Source organism: Robinsoniella peoriensis (assembly GCF_000797495.1).
GTDB lineage: Bacteria > Bacillota > Clostridia > Lachnospirales > Lachnospiraceae > Robinsoniella > Robinsoniella peoriensis.
On sequence record NZ_JTGN01000009.1, the window covers coordinates 1 to 24092 of the forward strand.

The 24092-nt window shown below is 40.4% G+C and carries 20 protein-coding genes; 9 read left to right on the plus strand and 11 right to left on the minus strand.

All coding sequences use genetic code 11. From position 1 onward, the window contains the following. The first annotated feature begins 282 nt into the window (after nucleotides 1-282). Nucleotides 283-1170 (plus strand): aldose 1-epimerase family protein, encoded by an 888-nt coding sequence (locus QR40_RS18290; protein WP_044296324.1) that lies wholly within the window; start codon nucleotides 283-285, stop codon nucleotides 1168-1170. 19 nt (nucleotides 1171-1189) lie between these two features. Here QR40_RS18290 and QR40_RS18295 read toward each other — a convergent pair whose 3' ends face one another. After that, the gene (locus QR40_RS18295; protein WP_044296325.1) at nucleotides 1190-1933 is read right to left on the minus strand and encodes an EFR1 family ferrodoxin; all 744 of its coding nucleotides are present in this window, start codon (nucleotides 1931-1933) and stop codon (nucleotides 1190-1192) included. Nucleotides 1934-2203: 270 nt separating this feature from the next. Between QR40_RS18295 and QR40_RS18300 the strand changes: the two genes are divergently transcribed. Together QR40_RS18300 and QR40_RS18305 are read left to right on the plus strand one after the other, a co-directional pair. After that, the gene (locus tag QR40_RS18300) at nucleotides 2204-2746 is read left to right on the plus strand and encodes a TetR/AcrR family transcriptional regulator (protein ID WP_044296326.1); all 543 of its coding nucleotides are present in this window, start codon (nucleotides 2204-2206) and stop codon (nucleotides 2744-2746) included. A gap of 149 nt (nucleotides 2747-2895) precedes the next feature. Continuing rightward, nucleotides 2896-3921 carry a C40 family peptidase gene (locus tag QR40_RS18305; protein WP_160295841.1) on the plus strand — a complete coding sequence of 342 codons (1026 nt, stop codon included), beginning with the start codon at nucleotides 2896-2898 and terminating at the stop codon, nucleotides 3919-3921. Between the two features lie 649 nt (nucleotides 3922-4570). Here the strand turns inward: QR40_RS18305 and QR40_RS18310 are convergent. Beyond that, entirely contained in the window at nucleotides 4571-5566 is a 996-nt protein-coding gene (locus tag QR40_RS18310) for a choloylglycine hydrolase family protein (RefSeq protein WP_027292932.1), read from the minus strand. Nucleotides 5567-5755: 189 nt separating this feature from the next. Between QR40_RS18310 and QR40_RS18315 the strand changes: the two genes are divergently transcribed. The 5 genes from QR40_RS18315 to uvrA all read left to right on the plus strand — a co-directional run bounded on the left by QR40_RS18315 (nucleotide 5756) and on the right by uvrA (nucleotide 12914). Continuing rightward, nucleotides 5756-6472: a PadR family transcriptional regulator gene (locus QR40_RS18315; RefSeq protein ID WP_027292933.1), complete on the plus strand. Its 717-nt coding sequence runs from the start codon at nucleotides 5756-5758 to the stop codon at nucleotides 6470-6472. Between the two features lie 105 nt (nucleotides 6473-6577). Beyond that, nucleotides 6578-7336: an ABC transporter ATP-binding protein gene (locus QR40_RS18320; RefSeq protein WP_027292934.1), complete on the plus strand. Its 759-nt coding sequence runs from the start codon at nucleotides 6578-6580 to the stop codon at nucleotides 7334-7336. A gap of 2 nt (nucleotides 7337-7338) precedes the next feature. Next, nucleotides 7339-8079, plus strand: coding sequence for an ABC transporter permease (locus QR40_RS18325; protein WP_052430928.1), 741 nt, complete (start codon nucleotides 7339-7341; stop codon nucleotides 8077-8079). Further along, on the plus strand, nucleotides 8079-9095 hold the full coding sequence (locus tag QR40_RS18330; RefSeq protein ID WP_044296328.1) for an ABC transporter permease: 1017 nt from the start codon (nucleotides 8079-8081) through the stop codon (nucleotides 9093-9095). Before QR40_RS18325 ends, QR40_RS18330 begins: the two co-directional genes overlap by 1 nt. 114 nt (nucleotides 9096-9209) lie before the next feature. Then, complete coding sequence (gene uvrA, locus QR40_RS18335) at nucleotides 9210-12914, plus strand: excinuclease ABC subunit UvrA (RefSeq protein WP_052430929.1); 3705 nt, start codon at nucleotides 9210-9212, stop codon at nucleotides 12912-12914. A 120-nt stretch (nucleotides 12915-13034) separates the two neighbouring features. Here the strand turns inward: uvrA and QR40_RS18340 are convergent, their stop codons facing one another. The 4 genes from QR40_RS18340 to QR40_RS18350 all read right to left on the minus strand — a co-directional run bounded on the left by QR40_RS18340 (nucleotide 13035) and on the right by QR40_RS18350 (nucleotide 16247). Further along, nucleotides 13035-13610, minus strand: a complete 576-nt coding sequence (locus QR40_RS18340) for a DUF1349 domain-containing protein (RefSeq protein ID WP_044296329.1) — start codon at nucleotides 13608-13610, stop codon at nucleotides 13035-13037. A 314-nt stretch (nucleotides 13611-13924) separates the two neighbouring features. Then, nucleotides 13925-14500 carry an MFS transporter gene (locus QR40_RS30995; RefSeq protein WP_052430930.1) on the minus strand — a complete coding sequence of 192 codons (576 nt, stop codon included), beginning with the start codon at nucleotides 14498-14500 and terminating at the stop codon, nucleotides 13925-13927. Nucleotides 14501-14575: 75 nt separating this feature from the next. Continuing rightward, a complete protein-coding gene (locus QR40_RS31000; RefSeq protein WP_052430931.1) occupies nucleotides 14576-15286 on the minus strand; it encodes an MFS transporter in 711 nt (236 codons plus the stop codon). A 1-nt stretch (nucleotide 15287) separates the two neighbouring features. Continuing rightward, the gene (locus QR40_RS18350) at nucleotides 15288-16247 is read right to left on the minus strand and encodes a nucleoside hydrolase (RefSeq protein ID WP_152614244.1); all 960 of its coding nucleotides are present in this window, start codon (nucleotides 16245-16247) and stop codon (nucleotides 15288-15290) included. Between the two features lie 182 nt (nucleotides 16248-16429). On the opposite strand from QR40_RS18350, the gene QR40_RS18355 reads away from it, so the two are divergent. Next, entirely contained in the window at nucleotides 16430-17110 is a 681-nt protein-coding gene (locus QR40_RS18355) for a cyclic nucleotide-binding domain-containing protein (RefSeq protein ID WP_044296330.1), read from the plus strand. A gap of 108 nt (nucleotides 17111-17218) precedes the next feature. Here QR40_RS18355 and mmsB read toward each other — a convergent pair whose 3' ends face one another. From mmsB to QR40_RS18380, 5 genes are all read right to left on the minus strand, one after another. Continuing rightward, entirely contained in the window at nucleotides 17219-18376 is a 1158-nt protein-coding gene (gene mmsB, locus QR40_RS18360) for a multiple monosaccharide ABC transporter permease (RefSeq protein ID WP_027292941.1), read from the minus strand. A gap of 3 nt (nucleotides 18377-18379) precedes the next feature. Then, a complete protein-coding gene (mmsA, locus tag QR40_RS18365) occupies nucleotides 18380-19918 on the minus strand; it encodes a multiple monosaccharide ABC transporter ATP-binding protein (protein ID WP_027292942.1) in 1539 nt (512 codons plus the stop codon). 81 nt (nucleotides 19919-19999) lie between these two features. Then, complete coding sequence (gene chvE / locus QR40_RS18370; protein WP_027292943.1) at nucleotides 20000-21196, minus strand: multiple monosaccharide ABC transporter substrate-binding protein; 1197 nt, start codon at nucleotides 21194-21196, stop codon at nucleotides 20000-20002. Nucleotides 21197-21344: 148 nt separating this feature from the next. Next, on the minus strand, nucleotides 21345-22388 hold the full coding sequence (locus QR40_RS18375; RefSeq protein ID WP_044296331.1) for a substrate-binding domain-containing protein: 1044 nt from the start codon (nucleotides 22386-22388) through the stop codon (nucleotides 21345-21347). Next, a complete protein-coding gene (locus tag QR40_RS18380) occupies nucleotides 22385-23983 on the minus strand; it encodes a response regulator (RefSeq protein WP_027292945.1) in 1599 nt (532 codons plus the stop codon). Before QR40_RS18380 ends, QR40_RS18375 begins: the two co-directional genes overlap by 4 nt. Nucleotides 23984-24092 lie beyond the last annotated feature (109 nt).

Here is a 24092-nt window from a genome sequence, read left to right on the forward strand (position 1 = left end):
CTTCTGTGTAAGCGGAATGTGCCATGTGTGCCAGGCTGCATGCTTTTGAAGCAGTCACGGACAAAGCCGGCTGAAAGGAGACGAAGCAGTGCCTTCGGACATCAGACTCTGCTGATATCATACCACAGGATTAACCATATGAAAAAGTAACTATTGACTGTATAGATGGGAATAGGATGAGGGGAATCCTCAGAGATGTCCTTACCTCTATACCATAAAAAAGAATAAGTCTGTAAGCTGTGTTTTTCTTGCTTACAAACTTATTATACGAGGAGACAGGTTATGAGCGAAACAAGAGTATTAGAAAACGAAGCGTTACGGATAGAAGTGAATGATTTTGGTGCTGAACTTGCACGGGTTTATGATAAAAATGCCGGCAGAGAGGTTTTATGGAATGCAGACCCCGCTTATTGGAACCGCCACGCCCCAGTACTTTTTCCTTTTGTTGGTGCACTCCAGGATGAACAGTATCAATATAATAATAAAAGCTACCGGATGGGACAGCATGGATTTGCAAGAGACAGTGTATTTACATTAGAAGAACAGCAGTCCACCCTCATTTGCCACAAACTCACCTGGAAAGAAGACAGCTTTAAAAAATATCCATTTAAGTTTTCCCTTTATATAACACATATTTTATCAGGAAATGTAATCAAAGTCTGCTGGAAAGTAGTAAATGAGCAGGAGGAAGCAATGTATTTTGGGATCGGAGCCCATCCGGCATTTCTTGCCCCGGTTAAAGCAGAAGAGAAGCAAGAGGATTATTATTTAAATTTATACACTGATAAAGAGAATTACACATGCCTGCGCATTAACGAAAAAGGACTGGCACTCACAGAATCACCGGAAACGTTTGCGGCACAGGGTGGATTCTGTCCACTGAAAAAAGATCTGTTTAAGGATGGCGTATGGATTTTTGAAAATGCACAGCTGCAAAAAGCAGGACTTGCATTACCCGATAAAACCCCTTATATAGAAATCAATTGTGATGGCTTCCCCTATGTAGGAATCTGGACGAAACCAGGTGCCCCCTTTGTATGCCTGGAGCCATGGTATGGCCGTACAGACGATGCCGGATTCAAAGGAAAAATCCAGGACAAAGCCGGGATTCAAAAGTTAAATGCCGGAGAAACTTTTGAGGCGGATTACACCATAACCGTATGCCATTGAAGTGGACTCACAAATTTAATCAGCGCCTGATATATGGATTTTGATAACGTCCCCTATTAATTGTCTTTTTGCCGCAATTGATGGCTTTTTGCGGACAATAGTGCAGGCAGGCAAAACAATATTCGCAGTTGTGATGCCATTCCGGTATCCCGTTTTCTATTGAAATATTGGATACCGGACAGATTCTTTTACATTTTCCGCATCCGTTACATGAAGATTGGACGGTAAAGTTTTTATCTTTTTTCGCAAGTTCTTTATGCATGAAATTGTGGTAAAGATTGAACAGCGGGTGGTAAAATTTCGGTTTTAATTTTCGCCGGTTTCGTACATCAGCAGCGATTACTTCGATTTTTTGCTTTGCTGCATGAAATAGCTTTTCCTGTTCAGAATTTGTCTGAGGTTTAAACATCGGCGTATAGTTCTCCGGCATTTTAATTGCGTATTCCGCCTGAAGGCAGACACCATGAGCTTTCAATATCTTACGGGCAAATGGAAGAGCATTCCCAGTCATGTTTCCCATATTTGCCACTGCAAAGCAATAGGTTCCTTTTTGTATTTCCACATTTGTCAGAAATTCACGAACAATATGGGGCAGACCTAAAAAATATACGGGAAATACAATACCTGCACATCCGCTCATAGAAGTTCCTTTTGCCAGTTCCGGAGTTATGTTTTCTGTTTTACAATCAGGTAATATAGCAGCCAGTTCTTCTGCGATCATCTGGCTGTTTCCGGTGCCTGTAAAATAATAAATTGTGGTCATAAATTTTCCTCCTAATTTCTGTTTCTATATTTCTGTTTCTATATTACTGTTTTTATTAAAATGTTACACTTGTGTCATTTGTTGAAGTCGAGTATAATCAAATTACACATTTGTGTCAATAGTTTTGCCCCAGGTTACACAATGGCATATGATTTGTGTCATTCTATCCGCTAAACTATGATCATGAAAAATATAGCAAAAAAATATAGGAAAACAGAAGAAAATGCAGAAAGGATTGCAGCTTTAGCTGCAATGTAAACCAGGTATAAGATGGAGAAAAGTAATAACCCGATTTCGATTCGTTCACGTCAAATGATTACAAACGCTTTAATGCAATTATTGAAAGAAAAGCCATATGAAGAGATTACCGTAACAGATATTGCAGAACGTTCGCAGTTGGTTCGCAAAACTTTTTATAGAAATTTCTCTGGAAAGGATGAGATTATCGAATGCTATTTGCATGATATCTGCAAGAAATTTATAGGTGAACTGGAGAAAAAACAGGTATGTAATTATTATGAATATGCGCTTACTGTATTCCGGTTTTGGAAACCATATGCGAAGATGCTGATTTTTCTAAATAAGAAAAATTTATTTGATTATTTTGAAAAAGCATTTGATAAAATCACGCCGTTGGCAAGTAATTTTTTCCCTTGTGAGGTCATTGAGGAGAAAAGGTTTGAATATTACTGTTATATCTATGTATGCGGCGGATTTCGCCAAATTCTGTGCGAATGGCTTTTACACGGAACAACAGAAACACCGGAGACTATGGCTGAGTATTTTAATCGGTTTCGAAGCGGTATTTTCTGAACAGTTATTAACTGCTTTCAGAATAGGGAGGGAGAGTTGTTGTTATGAAAATACATAGGTCATACCTAACATTTATTTTTCTTTTCGCAATTCTATTCTTATTTTTAACGCAAAGCATACATACAGAAGCAGCCCGTAACAAAATTTCCATGTTTTCACACCGTACTTTCCAGGTAAAGTTTGGAACCAGCAATGAAATTCCTATTTTTTATAGCTCCGCAAATTCCAGGACACTGGGACTTAGAAATGTATCGAAGCGTTATCGTGTCATAGCCTCCAGCTCTAAGAAAAAAGTGGCTAGTGTAAACTATAGAAAAACACGTCTTCCATACAGACTGCCATATATGAAACTTCAACAGGCTGGAAGAACACTCATTACCGTTAAAGTTTATAATACAAAAAATAAATTTATCGGAAAATACAGTTGCATTTTAACGGTTCAGGCAAATAAAAAAGTTGCGGGGCTATTGAAAAAAGCCAAAAATAATACGATACTTGCAGTTGCCAATGCTGCGAATGTTGTTGTTCATGCAAAACCTGCTGCTTCGGGAACAGTACTCGGGACTTTCGAGCGAAATTCTGCTGTTTTAGTTGCGGCATCCAGGTTAAACAGCAGCAAAACAACACAGTGGATTCCGGTTTATATGCATCACATGACGGGTACGAACGGACAAAAGAAAGTTGGTTATGTGCTTGCCACCCAGGTTAGTCTGGAAGGTGTGAAAACAAGTCGTTTTTCGGATGACAACCGGCGAAATCAAATATGTAAATTTGCCATGAATTACCTGGGGACCCCCTTTGTCCTGGGCGGAACATCGTTAATCTATGGCACCGATTGTTCAAAATTTGTCAAATATGCTTATGAATTGGGAGGCGGTGTGTATAGTGTATCTGCACCTGGAGGAAGAACCGGCATTTATCCCCATACCGATTCGCTTTTGAATTATGGAGTCCAAATACCCAAAAATCAGCTGCAGCCAGGGGATATCATATTATATAAAGACAATGATCCCTGCTGGGGGCCGGTCGGCCATGTAGGCATCTATATTGGAAGCGGATTTATCATAAATGAATCCGGACATTACGGCGAAATTTATCCCTCAGGCGGAGTCCGTATTTCTCGTATTAACTATGGTAACCGCATCGCTTACATGTTTCGTAATATTTTAGATTAAATGATGCGCTTTAAAATCAAATTCGGTTGATTAGATAGTTAGTTACGCGGAAAAATATGTATTTGTCCGCGTAACTAACGGGGGCTTACCTACCTCCTGGTTACATATCACTCTGCGGTATGTTCACCATAGATCTTACTTAACCCATAACTTAAATAATTAGTCAAGATTTTATTGTCCTATGATAAAAACTTTTTCATTCTTCTATCTCGTTTAATCTAATGCTCTTACGTTGAATCGTTACACGGCAACTATATATTAATTTCACGCAGCTATAAGTATTTCAAGTTAGTTTAATATTATATAATTGTTATATAACTACGTTTTGATTGTTATATAACTACGTTTTAATTATTATATAATTACGTTTTATTTCATATTCAGTCTATATCATAGTTTTTTTAAGTTTATATATAAATACTTTGCATTATTTTATAAGCGCGTATCTGTATATTACTGTCTGTTGTAATGAAAATTCAATAACATTATGTCCTTAATTCTACGTTCTACATATTTATATTTTATTATTCTTTACTAGTATCATTTTAATTATATATCAATTTCACAATATCACACTGTCAGCCTCAAATAGTTTACATAATTATATTATGTAAACTATTTATGAATTTATACCCAATACTCACTCAAATCAGGAAGTACTGTTATACGAAACCGTTTTCATTAACTTTCCTAAAGATATCGGTTCCTTGCAATTAAATTCATCACGATATAGCTTAGCAGTCATAATCTGACTATTATAATAGGTTTTATAAAAATATTCTCCTGTATTGACATTCATAAATGCTGTGTACTGAGTAAAGTCATCGGTTCCGCGATGTGTAGCAACTACTCCTTTCGGTATGGATACCCCCTCCATGATATGAAAAGCCGTAATTACTGCTTCACTTCCACTGGACGGAATAGGTGTGTTGCTCTTTTGGAATGATGTTCGTACAAATCTTGAAGGCGGTGAATAATCTCCAGGTAATCCGATAGCTCCACTGCCCTGCCCAAACGGTGATAATACTACTTCTCCCCACTGTTCTTTTTCTGATTGATGCGGAGATACATTCATATAATTTCGCAAATTAGTCATATGCCATTCAAAATCAGGACTGTTGGATAGCACACCGATTGGATTATCGAATAAATGGATTCCGCTCTTTGTACATTCAATAACCATAGATTTTCCACTTTTATCTGTAATCATCCAGTGTAATGGCGCTATGGAATTCGTTAAGGAATCTTCTACTCCAATTATTCTGATTCTATGCATGATCGATTCCGCCTGTGATACGGATGCACACATTCCCAACAAAAAGTTCACCAGTTCAATAGCTGCAATGGAGATTTTCTTTACCTCCGGCAATACAGCTGTCTCGAAATGGGCATACCCCGGAAAATATAGCGCTGCTGCGGCAAAACCCATCTCATTCACTCCATCTACAAATATCAAATCGGAAATATCCTGACCGATTCCTATAAAACTATATTGATTATATATTTTAGCAGATTTTTTAGTGTTGCTCCAAACATAATTTCGGGGCACTAGGAAAAGCTCCGGATCTAATGTAAAAGAAAAATCCATTGTTCTGCCAAAAAAAGTTTCACCTTCAGCAGTTTGCATTGTCATTGCTGTACACATATGGTAACCCTCTTTTCTCAGTTATCTGGCAATATGCCTTCTCAAATAAATATTCTGCAAAGTTCATAGATATACCAGATTTTTTGATATTTCAAATCCAAGGTCAGCCGATGTCTTTAAAGAAATCGGTTGACAATATCCAATGTTGGTGATATGATTTATCCAAGATTGGATAGGAGGTGATCAAATATGATACGTTCACTGATTTTATACTATTTAAATGTGAAACCAACCCATGGATACGAAATCCAGAAATTTTTACAGGTCGCCGGGATTGATAACTGGGCTAAGATACAATCCGGTTCCATCTACTATGCTCTTACGAAACTGGAGAAAGACGGTTCTGTAGAGGTTTTGCGCGAAGAAAAGACGGGTGCCCGAATCCGTAAAATCTATGTTATTACCGAAAAGGGAAAGCAGGAACTGAGGGAAAATTTACAGATGGAATTGCTGACCCCCATCACCCCCATTGGTTCTGATAAATTTTTTATTAATAATATTCTTGACGAGTTACCGAAAGATGCAATCATTGCAGCCTTGAAGAAGCATCTTTCTGACCTCACCAGCCAAAAAGAATACTGGGAAAAATGGCGGCAGACAAAAGTCGTAAAGGACAAAACTCCCGGAGCGGAAAGAATCGCATTTGATATGACAATTGACAGTCTGAAATATCAAATTCTCTGGCATGAAGAAATTTTGTATAATATAGACCAGTATATATCTCTGGGCAAAGAAACCCGACGTATTATACAGTCAATTGACTTCTCTGCCGTTGACAATGAAGATACGGTTACGGCATCAGCCAAACTCGTAGATATCCAAAAACTGCGTGACGAAATTGTAAACAACCCTTCTAAGGCGATTGAAAATGTTGATAAGCTGATTGAGCAGTTAAAGCGAAAGTAATATGTTATAAAGCACGTTATGCCAGCGTGCTTTATAACATATTCATATATCCAATATTGGATAATAAAGTTTGATTAAATCACAATGACTATAGGAGGATATCAAATGAAACAGACCGTATTAGAGGTTAACAATCTCTGCAAAAGTTATGGAGAAAAGAAAGTGGTAAACAATGAAAATTTTATCGTGCATACTGGTGATATTCTGGGCTTCATTGGTCCCAACGGAGCTGGTAAAAGCACCTCTGTCAATATGATTACAACACTGGTGTCACCTGATAGTGGCTCTATCCTTTTTCATGGCAAAGACATCGCCAGAGAAAGTAACCGTTTCAAAAGATCTCTGGGGGTAGTACCTCAGGATCTGGCAATCTATGAAGATTTATCTGCATATGAAAATGTCCGGCTCTTCTGCTCTCTCTATGGTTTCAAAGGCTCCGAATTGAAAGACCGGGTAAAATATTCGCTGGAATTTGTGGGCTTGTGGGATCGGCGTAAAGATATTCCGGCAAAATTTTCCGGCGGTATGAAGCGCCGGTTAAATATCGCCTGTGCCATCGCCCATACCCCGGAACTCCTGATCATGGATGAACCTACTGTCGGCATTGACCCACAATCCCGCAACAACATTCTGGAAGCTGTTAAAACACTTCATGCCAGAGGGACAACTGTAATCTATACTTCCCACTACATGGAGGAAATTGAAGCTCTTTGTAATCGAATTGTGTTAATTGATAATGGTGTTGTGTTAGAGGATATGGAAAAACAGACATACAAAAATAAATATGCCAATCTGGGACTTTCAACTCTGGAAGATATTTTTCTGCATCTGACCGGTACGGATTTAAGAGATATGGAGGGGTAAAAATGAGACAATTTAACATACTATTCTACTTCGGCTTAAAACGCCGGACGAAAGATTTTTTCATTCTTTTTTATAACATTGTTTTCCCAACGGTCATTATTATGTTGCTGGGATACCTGACTTCAACATCGTATGGCGATGGATTTACGTCTTACAATTACTACACCGTTACGGTCATACCATTTTGTGCTTTAATGGGAATAAGTACGGTTTCCTATGCTTCTCAGGATGAAAAACTGCTTCATACTTCATATCGGTATATTGCCGCACCAATCACTCCAAAACAGATTGTTCTGTCAAAATTCTGTTCCTGTGCAGCGGTACTGTCAATCTGCAATATTATTGCCTTACTTATTGGAAAACTTTTATTCCGGCTTGATTTTTATGGCAATATTTTCACAGTTATTATTCTTCTGATTTGCGAAACTGTTGCCGTTACAGGAGTTGGTTTATTTTTAGGGCTGGCATGTAAGAATTTGGATACTCTGCGTAATTTTTTAAATATCCCCATTGTTATATCCGGATTCCTTGGCGGCGTATTTTTCCCGGTCAGTTCATTCCATCCTGTGCTCTCAGCACTTATAAATCTCTCGCCTCTGACATGGATTAATCGTGGCATCATCTCCTGCCTGTATGATAACAGAACACTAATAATATACGTAATTTCAGCTGTACTGTCAGCAGTTGGCATCGCTATGATGCTGTTGACAATCCGTTTTTTCAAAAAGGAGGCCTTTATCTGATGACTATACTGAATATCTTACAAAGCAATTTCAAACGCAAACTGGCAAACAAAACACATTTTACCATCATGCTGGTGCTTCCAATACTAGTGGTCGTTCTTGGTATCGCAGCCAATATAGCATGTAGGCCTTCTTTTACAATTGGTGTATTAAACCCGGTTCCAACTGTAAAATCAGAACAGATCATTGATACACTAAAGTTAACATCCGGAATAGAAGTAGAAAATGCTTCTCCCCTTACCATGAAAACAGATATCATAACCGGACGCTATTCAGCGATCATTGAATTTTCCAATGAAACCTTTCATATCAGTTCCATAAAAGACCAGAAAACCACAGATATACTTTCTGTTATTGTTGAAAAATATTTCGAAAGTCCCACACCGATAGATATCAAACCGCTATTTGGATCTTCCCTGGGCATGGCGCAGCGTATCAGTGCATTTGTTGTCCTTTTTCTGATGATATCAGCAGCAATTAACGCTTCTTTTATCACAAAAGATAAAAGAAGCGGAACTCTGCGCCGTATCCAACTTTCACCATGCACCGCCACTTCCTATGTAGCCGGCAATGTACTTTTTAACTCTGTGATTACTTATTTTCAGTATTTGATCGCCGTGTCAGTGATTGATCTGTTACGTCTGAATACAGGGATCAGCTATGGAAATTTCCTGTTTATGGGTATCTGGGTGACTCTTTTTGCTGCTGCTTTTGGCACATGTATGGCCTCTTTATTTCATCAGGAAATGCAGGTTAATCTGTTCTCCGCCTGCATTGCTATCATGCTCTCTCTGATCGGCGGAACATTTACTGCATTAGAAAGAATGCCCCCGATGCTGCAGAGAATCAGTATGATCAGCCCAATTCGGTGGTTTATCGACAATGTGAATGCTATGGTGCAGGGGGAGTCGTGGTTTCAGGGGATAAGATCAATTATCATACTGTCTCTGTTTATAGCAGGTTTATTTATAATAGCAGCAATTGGAAACCGGAATTACGCTGGGCAAAATCACTGAAATGGCTGACGCAGCATGGTGTTTTTCAATTGCTATTGACTCTCACATGATGTCAGGGTATAAAGTAGAAACGTTCCATACGATGACATTGAAAAACCGGAGGAGAGAGACGAAATGATTAAAAATCACAAAGATTATGTTATAACCCCAATCGGAACTATTTATAAAAAAAATGGAAATCAGCTGATTTCCTTAGAAAGCGAATATCGCAAGGGGCTGAAATTCATTTCCCTGTTCAGCCACGCAATTATCATTTATAAATCCATTCATTCCCCAGCCAATATTATACCTACCTGCCTCTCACAAAAAACAGTGCAGATTTATGAAGCAGATGAAGATTCAGGCTTACTTACTATTAATGAACTCCAGTTAGAGGAGGATATTCTGACTCTATATGATATCAAGGCTTATTTTCCTAACGAGGATTGTGTCAAAAATGTTTCCATACCACAGTTCCCCGTAAACCTGGACACTCTGCCCCCTGTATCCCGCAATGATTTATTGCAGCTTGGAACCATTCATAAGGAAAAAGGTGAATATTTTCTGGAAATACCCGTAGATTTTCAATACTATTCCAAGCTTTTAAAGGGCTATTCCCATATAAAAATCTGCTGGTGGTTCCACAAATTCGATAAACCGGTCTTCCGCAGAACCCTGGAAGGCCAGCCGCCTTATGAAAATGCGCCCAGAACCGGGGTATTCGCATCCCGCTCTCCGGTTCGTCCCAATCCCATTGCCTTAACAACTGCACGGATCTTATCCATTGATGAAGCCCATGGAAGGATTCACGTATCTCAGCTGGACTGCTTTGACAAAACCCCTTTTCTGGGTTTTAGCCTGTATCATCCGCAAACCGATCAAGTAAAGGACTGCCGTCTGCCTGACTGGCTGGCACATTGGCCGAAATGGCTGGATGACAGAGGTTTTGAAATGACCGGTGATGTGCGTATCCTTCCTTCTTCAATTGAAGTCCTGAAAAAATACACGATGAAACAGGAGGCAGAATCCCATCCTTCTGCCCATAATTTAATTTTTTCTACCGACGATGAGGATTTTGCCGGACATACCGATGGTATTGTCATAAAAGGTGCAAGACAAAATAATCTGAAAAATATTGACGTAACGATTCCCTATGGCAAAATAACAGTCATGACCGGTGTAAGCGGAAGCGGTAAATCAAGCCTTGCATTCGATACGATATTTGCAGAAAGCCAGCAGCGCTTTTTTGAAAGCATGTCACTGTCTGAGCGTTCTCAGTTTAAGTTGATGAGCAAGCCTCAGTTTGACCAGATTACCGGTCTGCCACCTGCCATCGCAATATCCCAGCGCAATGCGAATAGAAATCCCAGGTCAACCGTAGGTACCATGACCGATATATATGATCTCCTGAGGTCATTGTTTGCAAATATCGGCGTCCGTCACTGTCCGGAATGCGGAAATTCTATTGAGCCCCTTACCGCATCTGAAATTATTCACCTGCTGCTTAACTGCATGCCGGGAACCGTTCAGGAAATACGGCCATTTCATTCTGATTCTGCACTGGCTACATTAATTGTACCTGAATTTCTGACAGAAAAAGAATGGAAAAATACAGATCATTATTACCGCAGATTAAAAGACTCTATAGAAAAAGCATTGAAACTGGGCAGTGGAGCCATAACCGTCAAGCTAACTTATCCAGGAATGCCGGAAGATAAAATTCATTTTCAGACAACACAAATGTGCTATCACTGTGACCACGTTCTGTTTGAGCTGACACCATCCAGCTTCAGTTTTAATAATCCCGAAAGTATGTGTCCCGTGTGTAAAGGTCTTGGCCGTATCATGGAAGCAGATATTCATAAAATCATCACGAACCCGGAATTATCCTTATTGGACGGTGCTTCCCCATTTTGGGGGAATCTGCGGAAATTCCTGAAATCCCCCAATGCCAACTGGATGAAAGGAGAAGTACTCGCTCTTGCTATGGACGAAAATATTGATCTGGAACTGCCCTGGAGGCAACTGCCTGAGGATTTTAGAGAAAAAGCATTGTTTGGCGCAGGTGAGAAAGAGGTTTCATTTATGTATGAAAACCGTAATGGGCGAAATGGCACCATTACGCGAAAAGTGGAAGGTGCATACCATATCATTCACAGACTTTTTAAATCCAGTTCCGGAGATACGGCAAAACAGATTGAAGAAACATACATGACAGCAAGAACCTGTGATTCCTGCAATGGGGAACGCCTGGCTGCGGAAAGCCGAATGGTGACCATAGCAGATACCAGATTTCCGGATGTGGTACAAATGTCTATGGAACAGCTGCAAAACTGGATCACTTCACTGCCTGCCAGTCTGGAACCCACAAAGATCAATTTAGCACTTCCCATTCTAAAATCGATGTTCAAGCGTTTAAGCAATTACATGAATGCAGGACTCTCCTACCTGACTTTGGACCGCTCTGCCCCAACTCTATCCGGGGGAGAATTGCAGCGTCTGCTATTAGTAACACAGCTAAGCAGCGGAATATCTAATATACTATATATTTTAGATGAGCCCACAACAGGTCTTCATTCAAAAGATACCCATAAACTTTTGGATCTGATAAAGAAACTGCGGGATATGGGAAATACCATGATTGTAGTCGAACATGGTGTTCAGGTAATGCTTGCCGCAGATAAAATTATTGATATTGGTCCTTATGCTGGGGAAGCCGGAGGTTATATAACTGCACAGGGCACCCCCGGGGAACTGATGCAAAATAGCGCGTCCCAAACAGGCACTTACCTTTCCGGCAGGCAACGGGTAAGCATTCCCGGTAGAACTCTTTTACATGATAAAGATTCCTGGGTTCAACTGACAGGTGTTAAAGGCAATAACCTGAAAAATATCAGCATTTCATTTCCGGTACAGGCCATTACCTGTATTACGGGAGTTAGTGGCTCCGGTAAGAGTACTTTAGTGGATCAGGGTATTTTCCCGGGTATTCAGAACTATCTGGACGGTAAAAATGTATCTTGCTGCGGTTATGATTCCGTCATGGGCGCTGATCATTTTACAAAAATTATCCATATCACACAAAAACCTATCGGACGGTCCAGCCGCTCCACGCCGGCTACTTATACTGGCATTATGGATGAAATCAGGCTTCTATTTGCCCAGACTGATACAGCCAGAGAAAAAAGTTTTAAGCAGAGCCATTTCAGTTTTAACAGTAAAGATGGTCAATGCCCGGTCTGCCATGGATATGGCTTTCAATCCCTGGATACACAATTTATGCCTTCCGCTGCAGTTGAATGCCCTATGTGCAAAGGCAGGAAGTTTAATGACGGGGCACTGACCGTATCTTATAACGGGAAAAATATAGCCGAAGTAATGAATATGAGTATCAAAGAGGCTCTTCAATTTTTTTCCGAAAATCAGAAACTTCATACGATGCTGAATACCTTAACGGAGATCGGACTGGGATATTTAAAATTAGGACAGAGTTCACAGACATTATCCGGCGGTGAAGCCCAGAGAATTAAACTAGCCACAGAACTATCTGTAAACTCTTCCGGCAGAACACTCTACCTGCTAGATGAACCGACTACCGGACTCCATTTCAGTGATATTCAGAACTTACTTATTATGCTGGATAAAATCGTACAGAATAAAAATACAGTTATTTTAATTGAACACAACCTGCAGGTAATCAAAAATGCAGACTGGATTATTGACCTTGGCCCGGAAGGGGGAACGAATGGCGGAAATGTTGTATGCCAGGGAACACCTGCAAATGTCTCCAGATGTAAAGAAAGTTATACCGGGGCAATGTTGAAGGAAGTTATAGAATAAAAACACTTTAACCGCAGAGTCAGTTACAACATAAAAACCACAAATACACATCATCGCATGTACTTGTGGTTTTTTATTATATCAGGATTTCTAAGTTATTTACAGTCTTGTTTTCTGCCTCTATTTCCCACCCCGGATATCATGCAAAGTACGAAGTTCTAAAGAAACATCCGCAAAATGACGCATGCCTCCTTTTCCGGCCGGCGATTGCGCAACCAAGCCTACCTGAATCTTTTTCTGCATGGGCAGGGAACAGATTCTTGCCATCATATAATTCTCACCATCCAATGAATAATGAACTGCAAAGACATTGTCTTTACGCGCCAGCTGCAGCCATACCTGAGTTCCCTCTATATTCACACCATTTGCATCATCAGAAGTCTGATTTGTCATAACAGTTACAACGGAATGTGTACCAATGTCTGTATACTCAAAGCATGCTTTTGCCCATAAACGCTCATTTTCTAATGCAAGAAGAATACAGGCATCATAGACATCGGTAAAATCATGGCTCACTTTTGAGCGCAGTACAAAGTCTCCTTCTACTTCCTGATAGAAAAACGGGGCATGTGTTTCAACGCTGCCATTGATCGGGTTAACAAAGTAATTTGTTTTTTCCGGTGCGAAAATATGTATTCCATTTTCATCTACTGTACTTTCAGTATCCATATTCCATTTAAATTTAGAGCAATCCATTATTCTTCCTCCTGCAGTTCCCTTATTTAACTTTTAAAGTCATTGTATGTATCCAATATGCTGCTTATCTGTTTATGCTGCCATTCACAAGACCTCAGATTTACACTACGTTATCCGCTGGATACCGTTTTTTGGATTTTAGCGTGAAGTCTTTCTGGTAGAATCTATGGAAGTCATGCATTGCCTTGTTATTTTCAGATTCATGCAGCGTTATGCTTTAATAATACCGCGTATACTCCTGGAATGCAATAACAAAAAAGTTTGCTCTTTTTACAGCAGGAATATGGGAGTATCTGATCAGTCCGGCAAAATGCTTATTGATAAAATGCCTTCATCGATTTACGGAAACTTAGCAAACTGATGATAGCCGCCACTGACAAAATAATTAAAATATTACTGTAAACATACACGCCTTCTGATACAGGAGCAATCGCATGTATTTTTAAATAATCAACGATCATAAAACGGCTGCATACTGCAACACCAATGGAGGAACTGATATTGATCGTCAGATCATTTATGCCGATACCTCTGCCTACTTCAGCCGGTGGCAGGGAACTGGTTACGGTATCCAGCATTGGAGAATAAATCGTATTATACCCTGCAAAAAATAGTATACCCGCCACACTTAGAACTATTTTTCCTTTATTCATGAAGAAAGCAGCGCACAGAAGACCCAGGAAAATCATGAATGCCCCCAGGCTGATTGTCTGATATCTGCCAAGGCGTGCCGTAATTTTATCCCCATTGATGCCCACAACTGCAGCCGCAATATATCCGGGCAGCAGGATATAAGAAATAAGATCCAGAGACCGGGGATACAAGGTACTTACTATAAAGGTACAGATAAAAGCAAATACAAATTGTGCCAGGTACAGTGCAAATACCATTATTACTGCCTTTGTATATTTTTTGTTTTCTCTGAAAAATCCCGGTGTGACAAATGCATCTTCTTTCTTGCTGATTTAAATTAAAAATACAATCAGCACAAGGATTTCAATCCCCGCATAGATTGGCCTGAAATCACTCAACATCAGCATAATCACTACAATGCATATGCTGAACAATCCAATTCCGAATACATCTACATGTTTTATTTTCCCTTCATTCTCTACGGGAGCATACTTCCATATAATTGGGATAAATACAGCTGCCATCAGAGAAATAAAAAACAGTGCTTTCCAATTAACATAGGTTGCAAAAACACCTCCCGCCAGTACACCGCATGCCTGGGCTATCTGAAAACAGGCTGTGAACCAGGCAAAGTATTTTAGCTTTTCTTTCCCTTTTGTATATCGTGATGTGATGACCAGATATAAGGAACTGATTGCCGCCTGTCCTACGGTCTGCAGCACCCTTGCAGCTACTACCATATAAAAATAATTTTGAAACAGTAATCCAAATGCAGAACCTGCCACAAATACCGTAGTCCCAAGAAGCAGCAGTTTTTTCACCGGTATATAATCGGAAAGTGTTCCATAAACCACACTGCATACACCCAGGGCTACGGTACTGAGTGTTACAATCATACTTACTTTACTGGCTGAAACATGAAATTCTTCCGCTAACACCGGAGAAACCGTTACGAATGCCTGAACCATTAAATTGGAAAGAACGAACAGAATTAACAGACAGGGCAATAGTTTTCTTGTATTCTTTTCATTATCAACGTCCATTTTATTCCTCCCGGGCTTTGCTGCAGCGTGTAAAAAGGTTCTGCATGGTATCATCCAGATCTTTTACCAATGCTTTATCATTTACTCCTATGCATACCTTTACATTGGGGTTCACATCCCTCAGCTTCTCCTGACTCCCTATGGTTCTTCCTGCTGCCGCACCTTCTGTGACCACGGTCATATGCATTGGAAGCATCTGAAACCAATGGGGATTTTTTGCTGCGGCAACCGCTGATGGATCATGGAGATAACATCCCCCAATGGATATGTCATGTTCTCCTATATAGTAATCTGTCATGTCTGCAAATACGCTGCCTGCAGTGCTGCCTGTTTCTCTCCATTTCCTGGTAGACTCTTTTGTTAAGACTGACCGTTGTGTCACATCCAGCCCCACCATTGTAACATCTACTCCGCTTTCAAATAAATACTTTGCCGCATATGGGTCCTGTGAGATATTTGCTTCCGCATATGGGGTAACATTCCCCGGTATTGTCAAGGCTCCACCCATGATCACCACCGGTCCCATAAACTTCGCGATTTCCGGAGCTTTTATAAGGGCTGATGCCAGATTTGACATGGGTCCCGTTGCAACAATCACAAGATCTTTTTTATATTTTTTTACAGAAGATATCAAAAAGTCAACACCCGGCATATCTTCTTTGTTTCTCTGGGCTTTTATCATTGAGACCTGACCAACACCATTTTCTCCATGAATTCTTGCACTTACTTCCAATCTTAAAAATCCAGGTTTCTTTAATGCATGTTTTTCACCTTCATAGACCGGAATGGATGCCTCATTACACATTTCCAGAATATTCAATACATTTTGTACTCCCATATCCGTATAGACATTTCCATAAGTTCCTACAACCCCCAGTAAATCAATTTCCTCACTTCCCAGTACATAAGCCAGAGCCATTCCATCATCAATCCCCGTATCCAGATCTAAAATCATCTTCATCTTTTCTTCTCCTTTCATCCACCCTGGAGCCTGTTTGAAAATAATAAAAGCAATTTTCAAATCCCTCTGGTGAATTCTGCATATTATTTGTTTTTTTGCGCTTTTATATTGTGCATATTTGTAATATAATATTTTTATGATATTTTTTCACTGACAGTTGTCACTAACGAGGAGGTTTATTTTTGAAATTTATTGAAGATGCAAAACAAAAAAACTGGTATATTGAAAAATACCAGATTCACACTATGTTTCACTCTAATATGAGAGAGCATATGCAGTTAGCCGTTTATCAGGAAAAAGAATATGTTTATCATCAGGGGGATTTGCTGCAGGGATTGTTTGTTTTTCTCACTGGTGAGTGGAAAGTATATTATTCTCTCGAAAATGGCAAGGATGCTGTTTTCCGCCTGCTAAAACGCCCCCGCATCGTAGGTGAAATAGAATTTATACTGAACTCGCCAGCTACAACAACCATCCAGTCCACAAAGCTATCCTATGCTGTTTATCTTCCCTTTCAGCAGTGCCGCAGCCTGTTAAAAGCAGATGCCGTTTTTCTTGGAAATATTAGTTATAATATGGCTGAGGCTCTTTATATAACTAATAATAATGCATCTATTAACCAATATTATTCCCCAAAAAGCCGCATTGCATCTTTTATTTTATCCATAGAAAAGGATGGTCATTTTACATTTAACTATAAACTCCTTCCGGGGCTTACCGGTATGAGCGACCGCCATATGTTCCGTATCTTAAATGATTTTATTCAGGATGGATACATTAAAAAATCGGGGGATTATTATACTATTTTAGAATATGGGGCATTAGAAGAGATTTCATGCGAAGCATATATTTATGAGATCTAATTCTTTCATAAATAGTGCATTAAGTGAATACTACAAAAAAATGGACGGCAACCTGCCGTATTAAAACGTAATACGGCAGGTTGATAACTAAATGTCCAGAGAGTTTTATTATTTAGAACGATTTTTACTTACTACATCAAAGATAACTGCTGCCAGCAGTACCAGCCCTTTTACTACTTTCTGGTAGTTTGCATCCACTCCCATGATATTCATTCCCAGATTGATTACCCCCATCAGAGTCGCACCGATAATAACGCCGGGTACCGTACCGGTTCCGCCATACGCAGAAGCTCCGCCGATAAAACAGGAGCCGATGGCATCCATTTCATAGTTGTTTCCTGCTGTAGGATTAGCTGAATTTAATCTTGCAATGGTAACCATTGCGGCAACTGCCGCCAGTAATCCCATATTCAGATAAGCAATAAAATACACTTTATTCGTGTTGATTCCAGATAACTGGGTTGCCTTTTCATTTCCGCCTACGGCATAAAAATAACGTCCGATTGTTGTTTTCGATGTGATATAAGAGTAAATGAGTATCACCACTAAAACCCAGATTAAAACGTTGGGAATTCCTTTATATTGTGCAAGCCGGAACATAAAAGCCAGGATCACGATGCAGATAATAGCTGTTTTTATTACAACGCCTGCTAATTTCTCTGTCTCGTAGCCTTTTTTTATTCTGCCTGCACGACCTTTAAATACTACGAAAATGTAGATCAAAGAAGCCAGGATTCCTGCCAGAACACATATAATGTTAATGCTGCCGCCAAATGGGTCCGGTATGTAATTGTTGAACAGCGCAAGGTAATGCTCCGGCATTGGCGCTACCGTGCGGCCATTCAGAATTACGTTAGACAGTCCGCGAAAAACCAGCATACCGGCAAGTGTTACGATAAACGGAGGGATACGGACGAACGCAATCCAGAAACCCTGCCATGCTCCAATTAAGATACCAACTAAAATCATAATCAGGATGACCAGTGCCATATTCATATTTTTATTGACCATTAAGGTTCCGCCTACAGCACCTACAAAACACACAACTGAACCTACGGACAAATCGATATTTCCTCCCGTAAGGATACAAAGCAGCATACCGGCTGCCAATATGAATACATAGGCATTCTGGGCAATCAGATTTGTCACATTCTGAGGCAGAAGCATCTTACCTCCTGTCTGCCAGGTAAAGAATAAGGTTACCAGAACCAGAACGATTACCATGGTATATTTTTTTATAATTCCTGAGACTTTTGCTTTATCCATTGTCTACTCTCCTTTACTCGATTTTAAAATACATGCCATAATCCGCTCCTGGGTTGCTTCTTGCCTGGTAAGTTCCCCGGCAATCTTTCCTTCATTCATAACATAGATACGGTCAGACATTCCAAGTACCTCCGGCAGTTCCGATGAAATCATAATCACCGACTTTCCTTCTGATACCAGATCGTTGATAATACAGTAAATTTCATATTTTGCTCCTACATCAATACCTCTTGTAGGCTCATCCAGGATCAAAATATCCGGTTCTGCAAACATCCATTTTGCCAGCAGGACCTTCTGCTGGTTTCCTCCGCTTAAATTCCCCACATTTTGTTCTACGGAAGGACATTTTGTCTTCAGCCGTTCCTTATACTCCACAGCAACCTGATATTCCTTATCCTGATCTATCACCGTCCTTTTGCTGATGGCTGAAAGATTGGCAAGGGTCGTATTTATTTTAATGGGATTGGAAAGGATCAGTCCGTTTCCCTTTCGGTCTTCTGTTACATATGCCAGTTTTTTCCGGATTGCATCTCTTACGCTTCTCAGATGCACTTCTTCCCCATTCAGGAAAAGTTTCCCGGAAATATTAGTACCATAGCTTTTTCCGAAAATGCTCATGGCTAGTTCTGTTCTTCCGGCACCCATAAGCCCGGATATTCCAACAACCTCACCTTTGTGGACTTTAATGGAGACATTGTCGCAGACCTTGCGTTCTGTATACAACGGATGGTGTACCGTCCAGTCTTTTACCTCCAGAAGGACCTCTTTTTTCACAAATTCCGGACGCTTAGGAAAACGGTCAGTTAGGTCTCTGCCTACCATTCCTTTTATGATACGGTCTTCTGATATATCATCTGTCTTTTTATCCAGTGTCTCTATGGTTGAGCCATCCCGGATGACTGTAATTTTATCTGCTACATAGGCAATCTCATTTAATTTATGAGAAATAATAATCGACGTCATTCCCTGGCTTTTGAACTTTAAGAGCAACTCCAGCAATGCCTGTGAATCTGCTTCATTTAAAGATGCTGTCGGCTCATCCAGAATCAAAAGTTGCGCTTTCTTAGCCAGGGCTTTTGCAATTTCTACTAACTGCTGCTTTCCTACCCCGATATCTTTAATCAATGTTCTTGAGGATTCCTGCAGCCCTACGGTTCTTAAATATTTATCAGATTCTCCGTATGTTTCATTCCAGTCAATCGATAAACGGTTTCCTTTTTCATTTCCCAGATACATATTTTCCCCAATGGTCATATAGGGAATCAGCGCCAGTTCCTGATGTATAATTACAATTCCTTTACCCTCACTGTCCTTTATGTTTGAAAAATTACAAACTTCACCCCGGTAAGTTATATCTCCTTCATAAGTTCCGTGGGGATAGATGCCGCTAAGTACATTCATCAAAGTAGATTTCCCTGCCCCGTTTTCTCCTACCAGCGCATGGATCTCACCTTCTTCTACCTTAAGATTTACATTATCAAGAGCCTTAACACCGGGGAAGGTCTTGGTAATATTTTTCATTTCCAATAGTATACCTGCCAATTGAATCCCTCCTGTTCTTTTAAAAAGGACATTGCTTTCAAAGCGTGATACGCCTTTTGCAACGTCCTTTTGCATGACATTTTATTTCAGGTCATCCTCCGAATAGTATCCGGAATCTATTAATAACTCTTTATAGTTATCCATAGTTGTTACAATTGGGTCACAGAGGAAAGTCGGAATAACACCGGTACCGTTATCATAGGATTTAGTGTCGTTAACTTCTGCTTCTTTTCCCTGCATGATGGCATCTACCATTTTAACCGCCTGGTTTGCCAGTTCTCTGGTATCTTTAAATACTGACATGGATTGTTTACCTGCAATTAAATTCTTCACATTGGCAATATCGCAATCCTGCCCTGTAATAATTGGCCATTCTGCCATACCTGCAGCTTCCAGAGCATTTTCAACCCCAAGAGCCGTTGAGTCATTAGAACAAAGTACTGCATCCAGCTTATTGGCACCGTCTGCATAATTACCGGAAATAATCGTATCCATTCTGTTCTGGGCTGTCTCTGTGGACCAGTTTGCTGTTGCAACTGTTGCAAAATCGATCTGACCTGAAGGAACTACCAGTTTACCGGAATCAATGTATGGTTTTAATACGTCCATTGCTCCATTGTAGAAGAAGTTGGCATTGTTATCACCGGGATCCCCAGTGAAGATTTCCAGGTTAAACGGCCCGTCAGCATTTTTCAGATCCAGTTTTTCTTCAATGTATTCCCCTTGTTTGGTTCCTACTTTATAATTGTCAAATGTAGCATAGTAGCTAACTGCATCGGAATTCATGAGAAGACGGTCATAAGAAATAACAGGAATTCCTGCTTCTTTTGCCTGCCCGAGTGGGGTTCCAAGTGATTCGCCGTCAATAGAGGCAATTACCAGAACTTCACATCCGTTGGAAATCATATTTTCCACCTGGGAAACCTGTGTAGCCACATCGTTGTTGGCATATTGTATGTCAACTTCATAGCCTGCCTTTTTAAGCTGTGCTTCCATATTGGTACCATCCTGATTCCATCTCTGGAGATCCTTTGTGGGCATTGCTACGCCAACAAGCTTTCCGCCTCCAGTGCTGCCGGCTTCATCTGCCTGCGAATCAGCCTGACTGTTTTCCTGGCTTTCCGCCGCACTGGTATCTGCCGCCGCTGTTGCCTCCGTTGCCGCTGTTGATGTACTTTCCTTTGATGTTGCCGCCGTATTACTTGCAGATCCACATCCAGCCAGCATACCTGCTGCTACTACACCTGCTGCTAAAATACTCACAACTTTTCTTTTCATTCTAATACCTCCCTGGTTATCGTCTCGTTTTTCTTTACACCCATAATATACCACTTAAGAAACAGGACTTGTTTGCGACATCCTGCAGATTTTTATGATCATAAAAAAATGCCCTGAAAATACAGGACATTTTTGTTGCAAAAAAATACTATAAATCCTTCACATTCAAATATACATCTTCTGCCGAATGAAAATCGCTGTCTATAATTTCTTTTTGCATATTATCTTTATTAACTGCTATCGGCATGAGCTTCATATAAGGCACGTTATAAGATCCGTCATATATGGTTTCATCTGTCTTAATTTCTTCTCCTTTTCCCATTTTAACGGCATATTCAGAAGCCGTTTTTGCCAGTAAATCCACAGATTTGTATACGGTTACTGCCTGGGTCCCTTCCACAATTCGCTGACAGGCGCTTAAATCCCCATCCTGTCCCACAAGTACTACCTTACCTGCCATCCGGTTTTCCGCCAAAGCGCGAAACGCCTGATTTGCCAAATCATCATTGCCGCACATTACACCGGCGATATCTCTGGTTTTTTCCAATCCCTTATTTACTTCATCATATGCAATTTCAGAAAGCCATCCCTCACAATTGGCACTGTACACGATATTCAGCCCGGAGCCATCGATTGCCTTCAGAAATCCCTCCTCTACCATAGAAACATTATGGTCTGTTACCGGTCCTTTAATCATGAAGATATTGCCGCCTTTTGGCAGATTTTCTGCCATTGCCTCTCCCATCAGCCGGCCTACCTCTTCATTATCAAAAGATAAATAAAGATCTACATCTGCATTTTCAATTAACCGGTCATAGGCTATAATCTTGATTCCTTCCGCTTTTGCTTTTTGTGTTACTTCAGAAATTGCTTTTCCATCTACCGCTATGATCACCAGGACATCCACTTGTTTCTTAATGCAGTAATCAATTTGGGCAATCTGCTGTTCCACATCTCCATTGGCATTTTGGACATTTACCTCCGCCCCTTTCATTCTGGCAAACCGTTCGAACACGTCCCGGTCTCTAAGCCACCTTTCGATTACAAAGGAATCAAAACAAAACCCTATCTGGATCTTACTGCTTCCGGTAACCTCATGCTGTATATCTTTTTGATTTTTTCCTGCACATCCTCCCAGAAATATACAAAAGCATAAACAATATGCCAGTAATTTCACATAATTTTTTCTCATCCACCTAACCTCTCCCTATATTCACTGGGTGTTACCCCTTCTTGTTTTTTGAAAATACGGCTGAAGTAATTGGGATCCCCATATCCTGACATCAGACAGATTTCCTTAATACTCAGCTCTGACCTTTTTAAAAACTCCTTAGCATTTCCGATTCTGGTTCTCGTTAGATACTCTATAAAATTTTCTCCGGCTTCTTCTTTAAATACTTTGCTGAAATAATAGGGGCTGATGTTTACCACTTTGGAGACATCGTCAAGGGAAATATCTCTGGAATAGTTCTCCTTAATATACTGCTTTGCCTTCCAAACGACACTTTCCGTCTGTTCTTCCTGCTTTCTTACAATATTGTGGCATACTTCTGTAATTTTATCTAAAAACCACCTGCGGAGATCCTGATAATCTTCAAATCCGGTCACCTGGGACAGATAGTCCCGTCGATAGCGGAATCCATAGGTCATCCCGCCATGTAAAAAGGCTTCTTTTTCCGCAACCATGACAAATTCCAGTACCTTGATCTGAATATCTTCTCTGCAGGCTTCATAATTTTGTACCATCCAGTCGAAAAAAACATTTGCCTGGGTTCTCGCTCCACCTATGTCTGCCTTGGCGATCATCTGAAACAACTTCTTTTCTGTTTCTACTGGATAATCTCCATCGTAATCGCAGCCGATTGGAAGATCCTCGATATGTGCCACTCTCCCCTTCCCCTCCTGGAGTGCTTTTACCGCTTCTTTGTAAGAATCCTGCAGTTCATCCATTGACTTCACTCTGCCTATTCCCGCTTTAAATCTTGCATCAATGCTTTTTTCCAGCCGCCGAATGAGATTTCTCATTTTCTCTATGACCTGAATCCGGTCGTCATATTCCAGTGCCGACTGGCTCCACGGAACATAAAGTGCGATTTTATTTGACATAATGGGACCGATACAGCAGCTGAAGTACCCTTTGACTACTTCCCTAAAATCATCATAAAAGCCCTGTGCTTTCACGCTCATTCCCACAGCATTTGTCAACATCCCATTTTCGATGGATTCCCCGAACTGGATTACCATCATAAATCCATAGTCATCTTCAATATCAAGCAGTTCTTTATAATTTCCGGTATCGGTGGGCAGGCCATCCTGCAATAACAGGTTGTAAATAAATCCGCTTTCAATAATAGGGATTACTGTTTCCAGCTTTTCCTGTATCTTCAGATTCTCACTGCGCTTTTTCCGCTCATCTTCTACCACGCCCATTGCTCTGACCAGTACGTCTATGATCACTTTCCGGTTTACAGGTTTCGTGAGATATTCCAATACCCCTAGATTGATAGATTCTTTAGCATAACCGAACTTATCATAAGCAGTAATTACAATAAATATGGTACTACTGTTAAATTTCTGAATCTCTTTCATTGCCTGAATCCCATTAATTCCGGGCATCTGAATATCCATAAATGCAATATCCGGGCGGAATGTTTCCGCCAGTTCAATCACTGCCCTTCCGGTTTTTGCACAGGCAATCTCTACCTGCCCCTTAAAATTAGATTCGATTGTAGTTTTGAGGGACTCAAGCATAATCCCCTCATCATCTGCCAATAGTATTCTATACATCCTGTTCCTCCTCTTCCCTTGTACACTAGTGCCTCCAGGCGTAAATATGCCACTATATAGCACCCGCTATCCGCGCCAGCTGCACGTCTGTGAATCTAGTCGTAGCCCG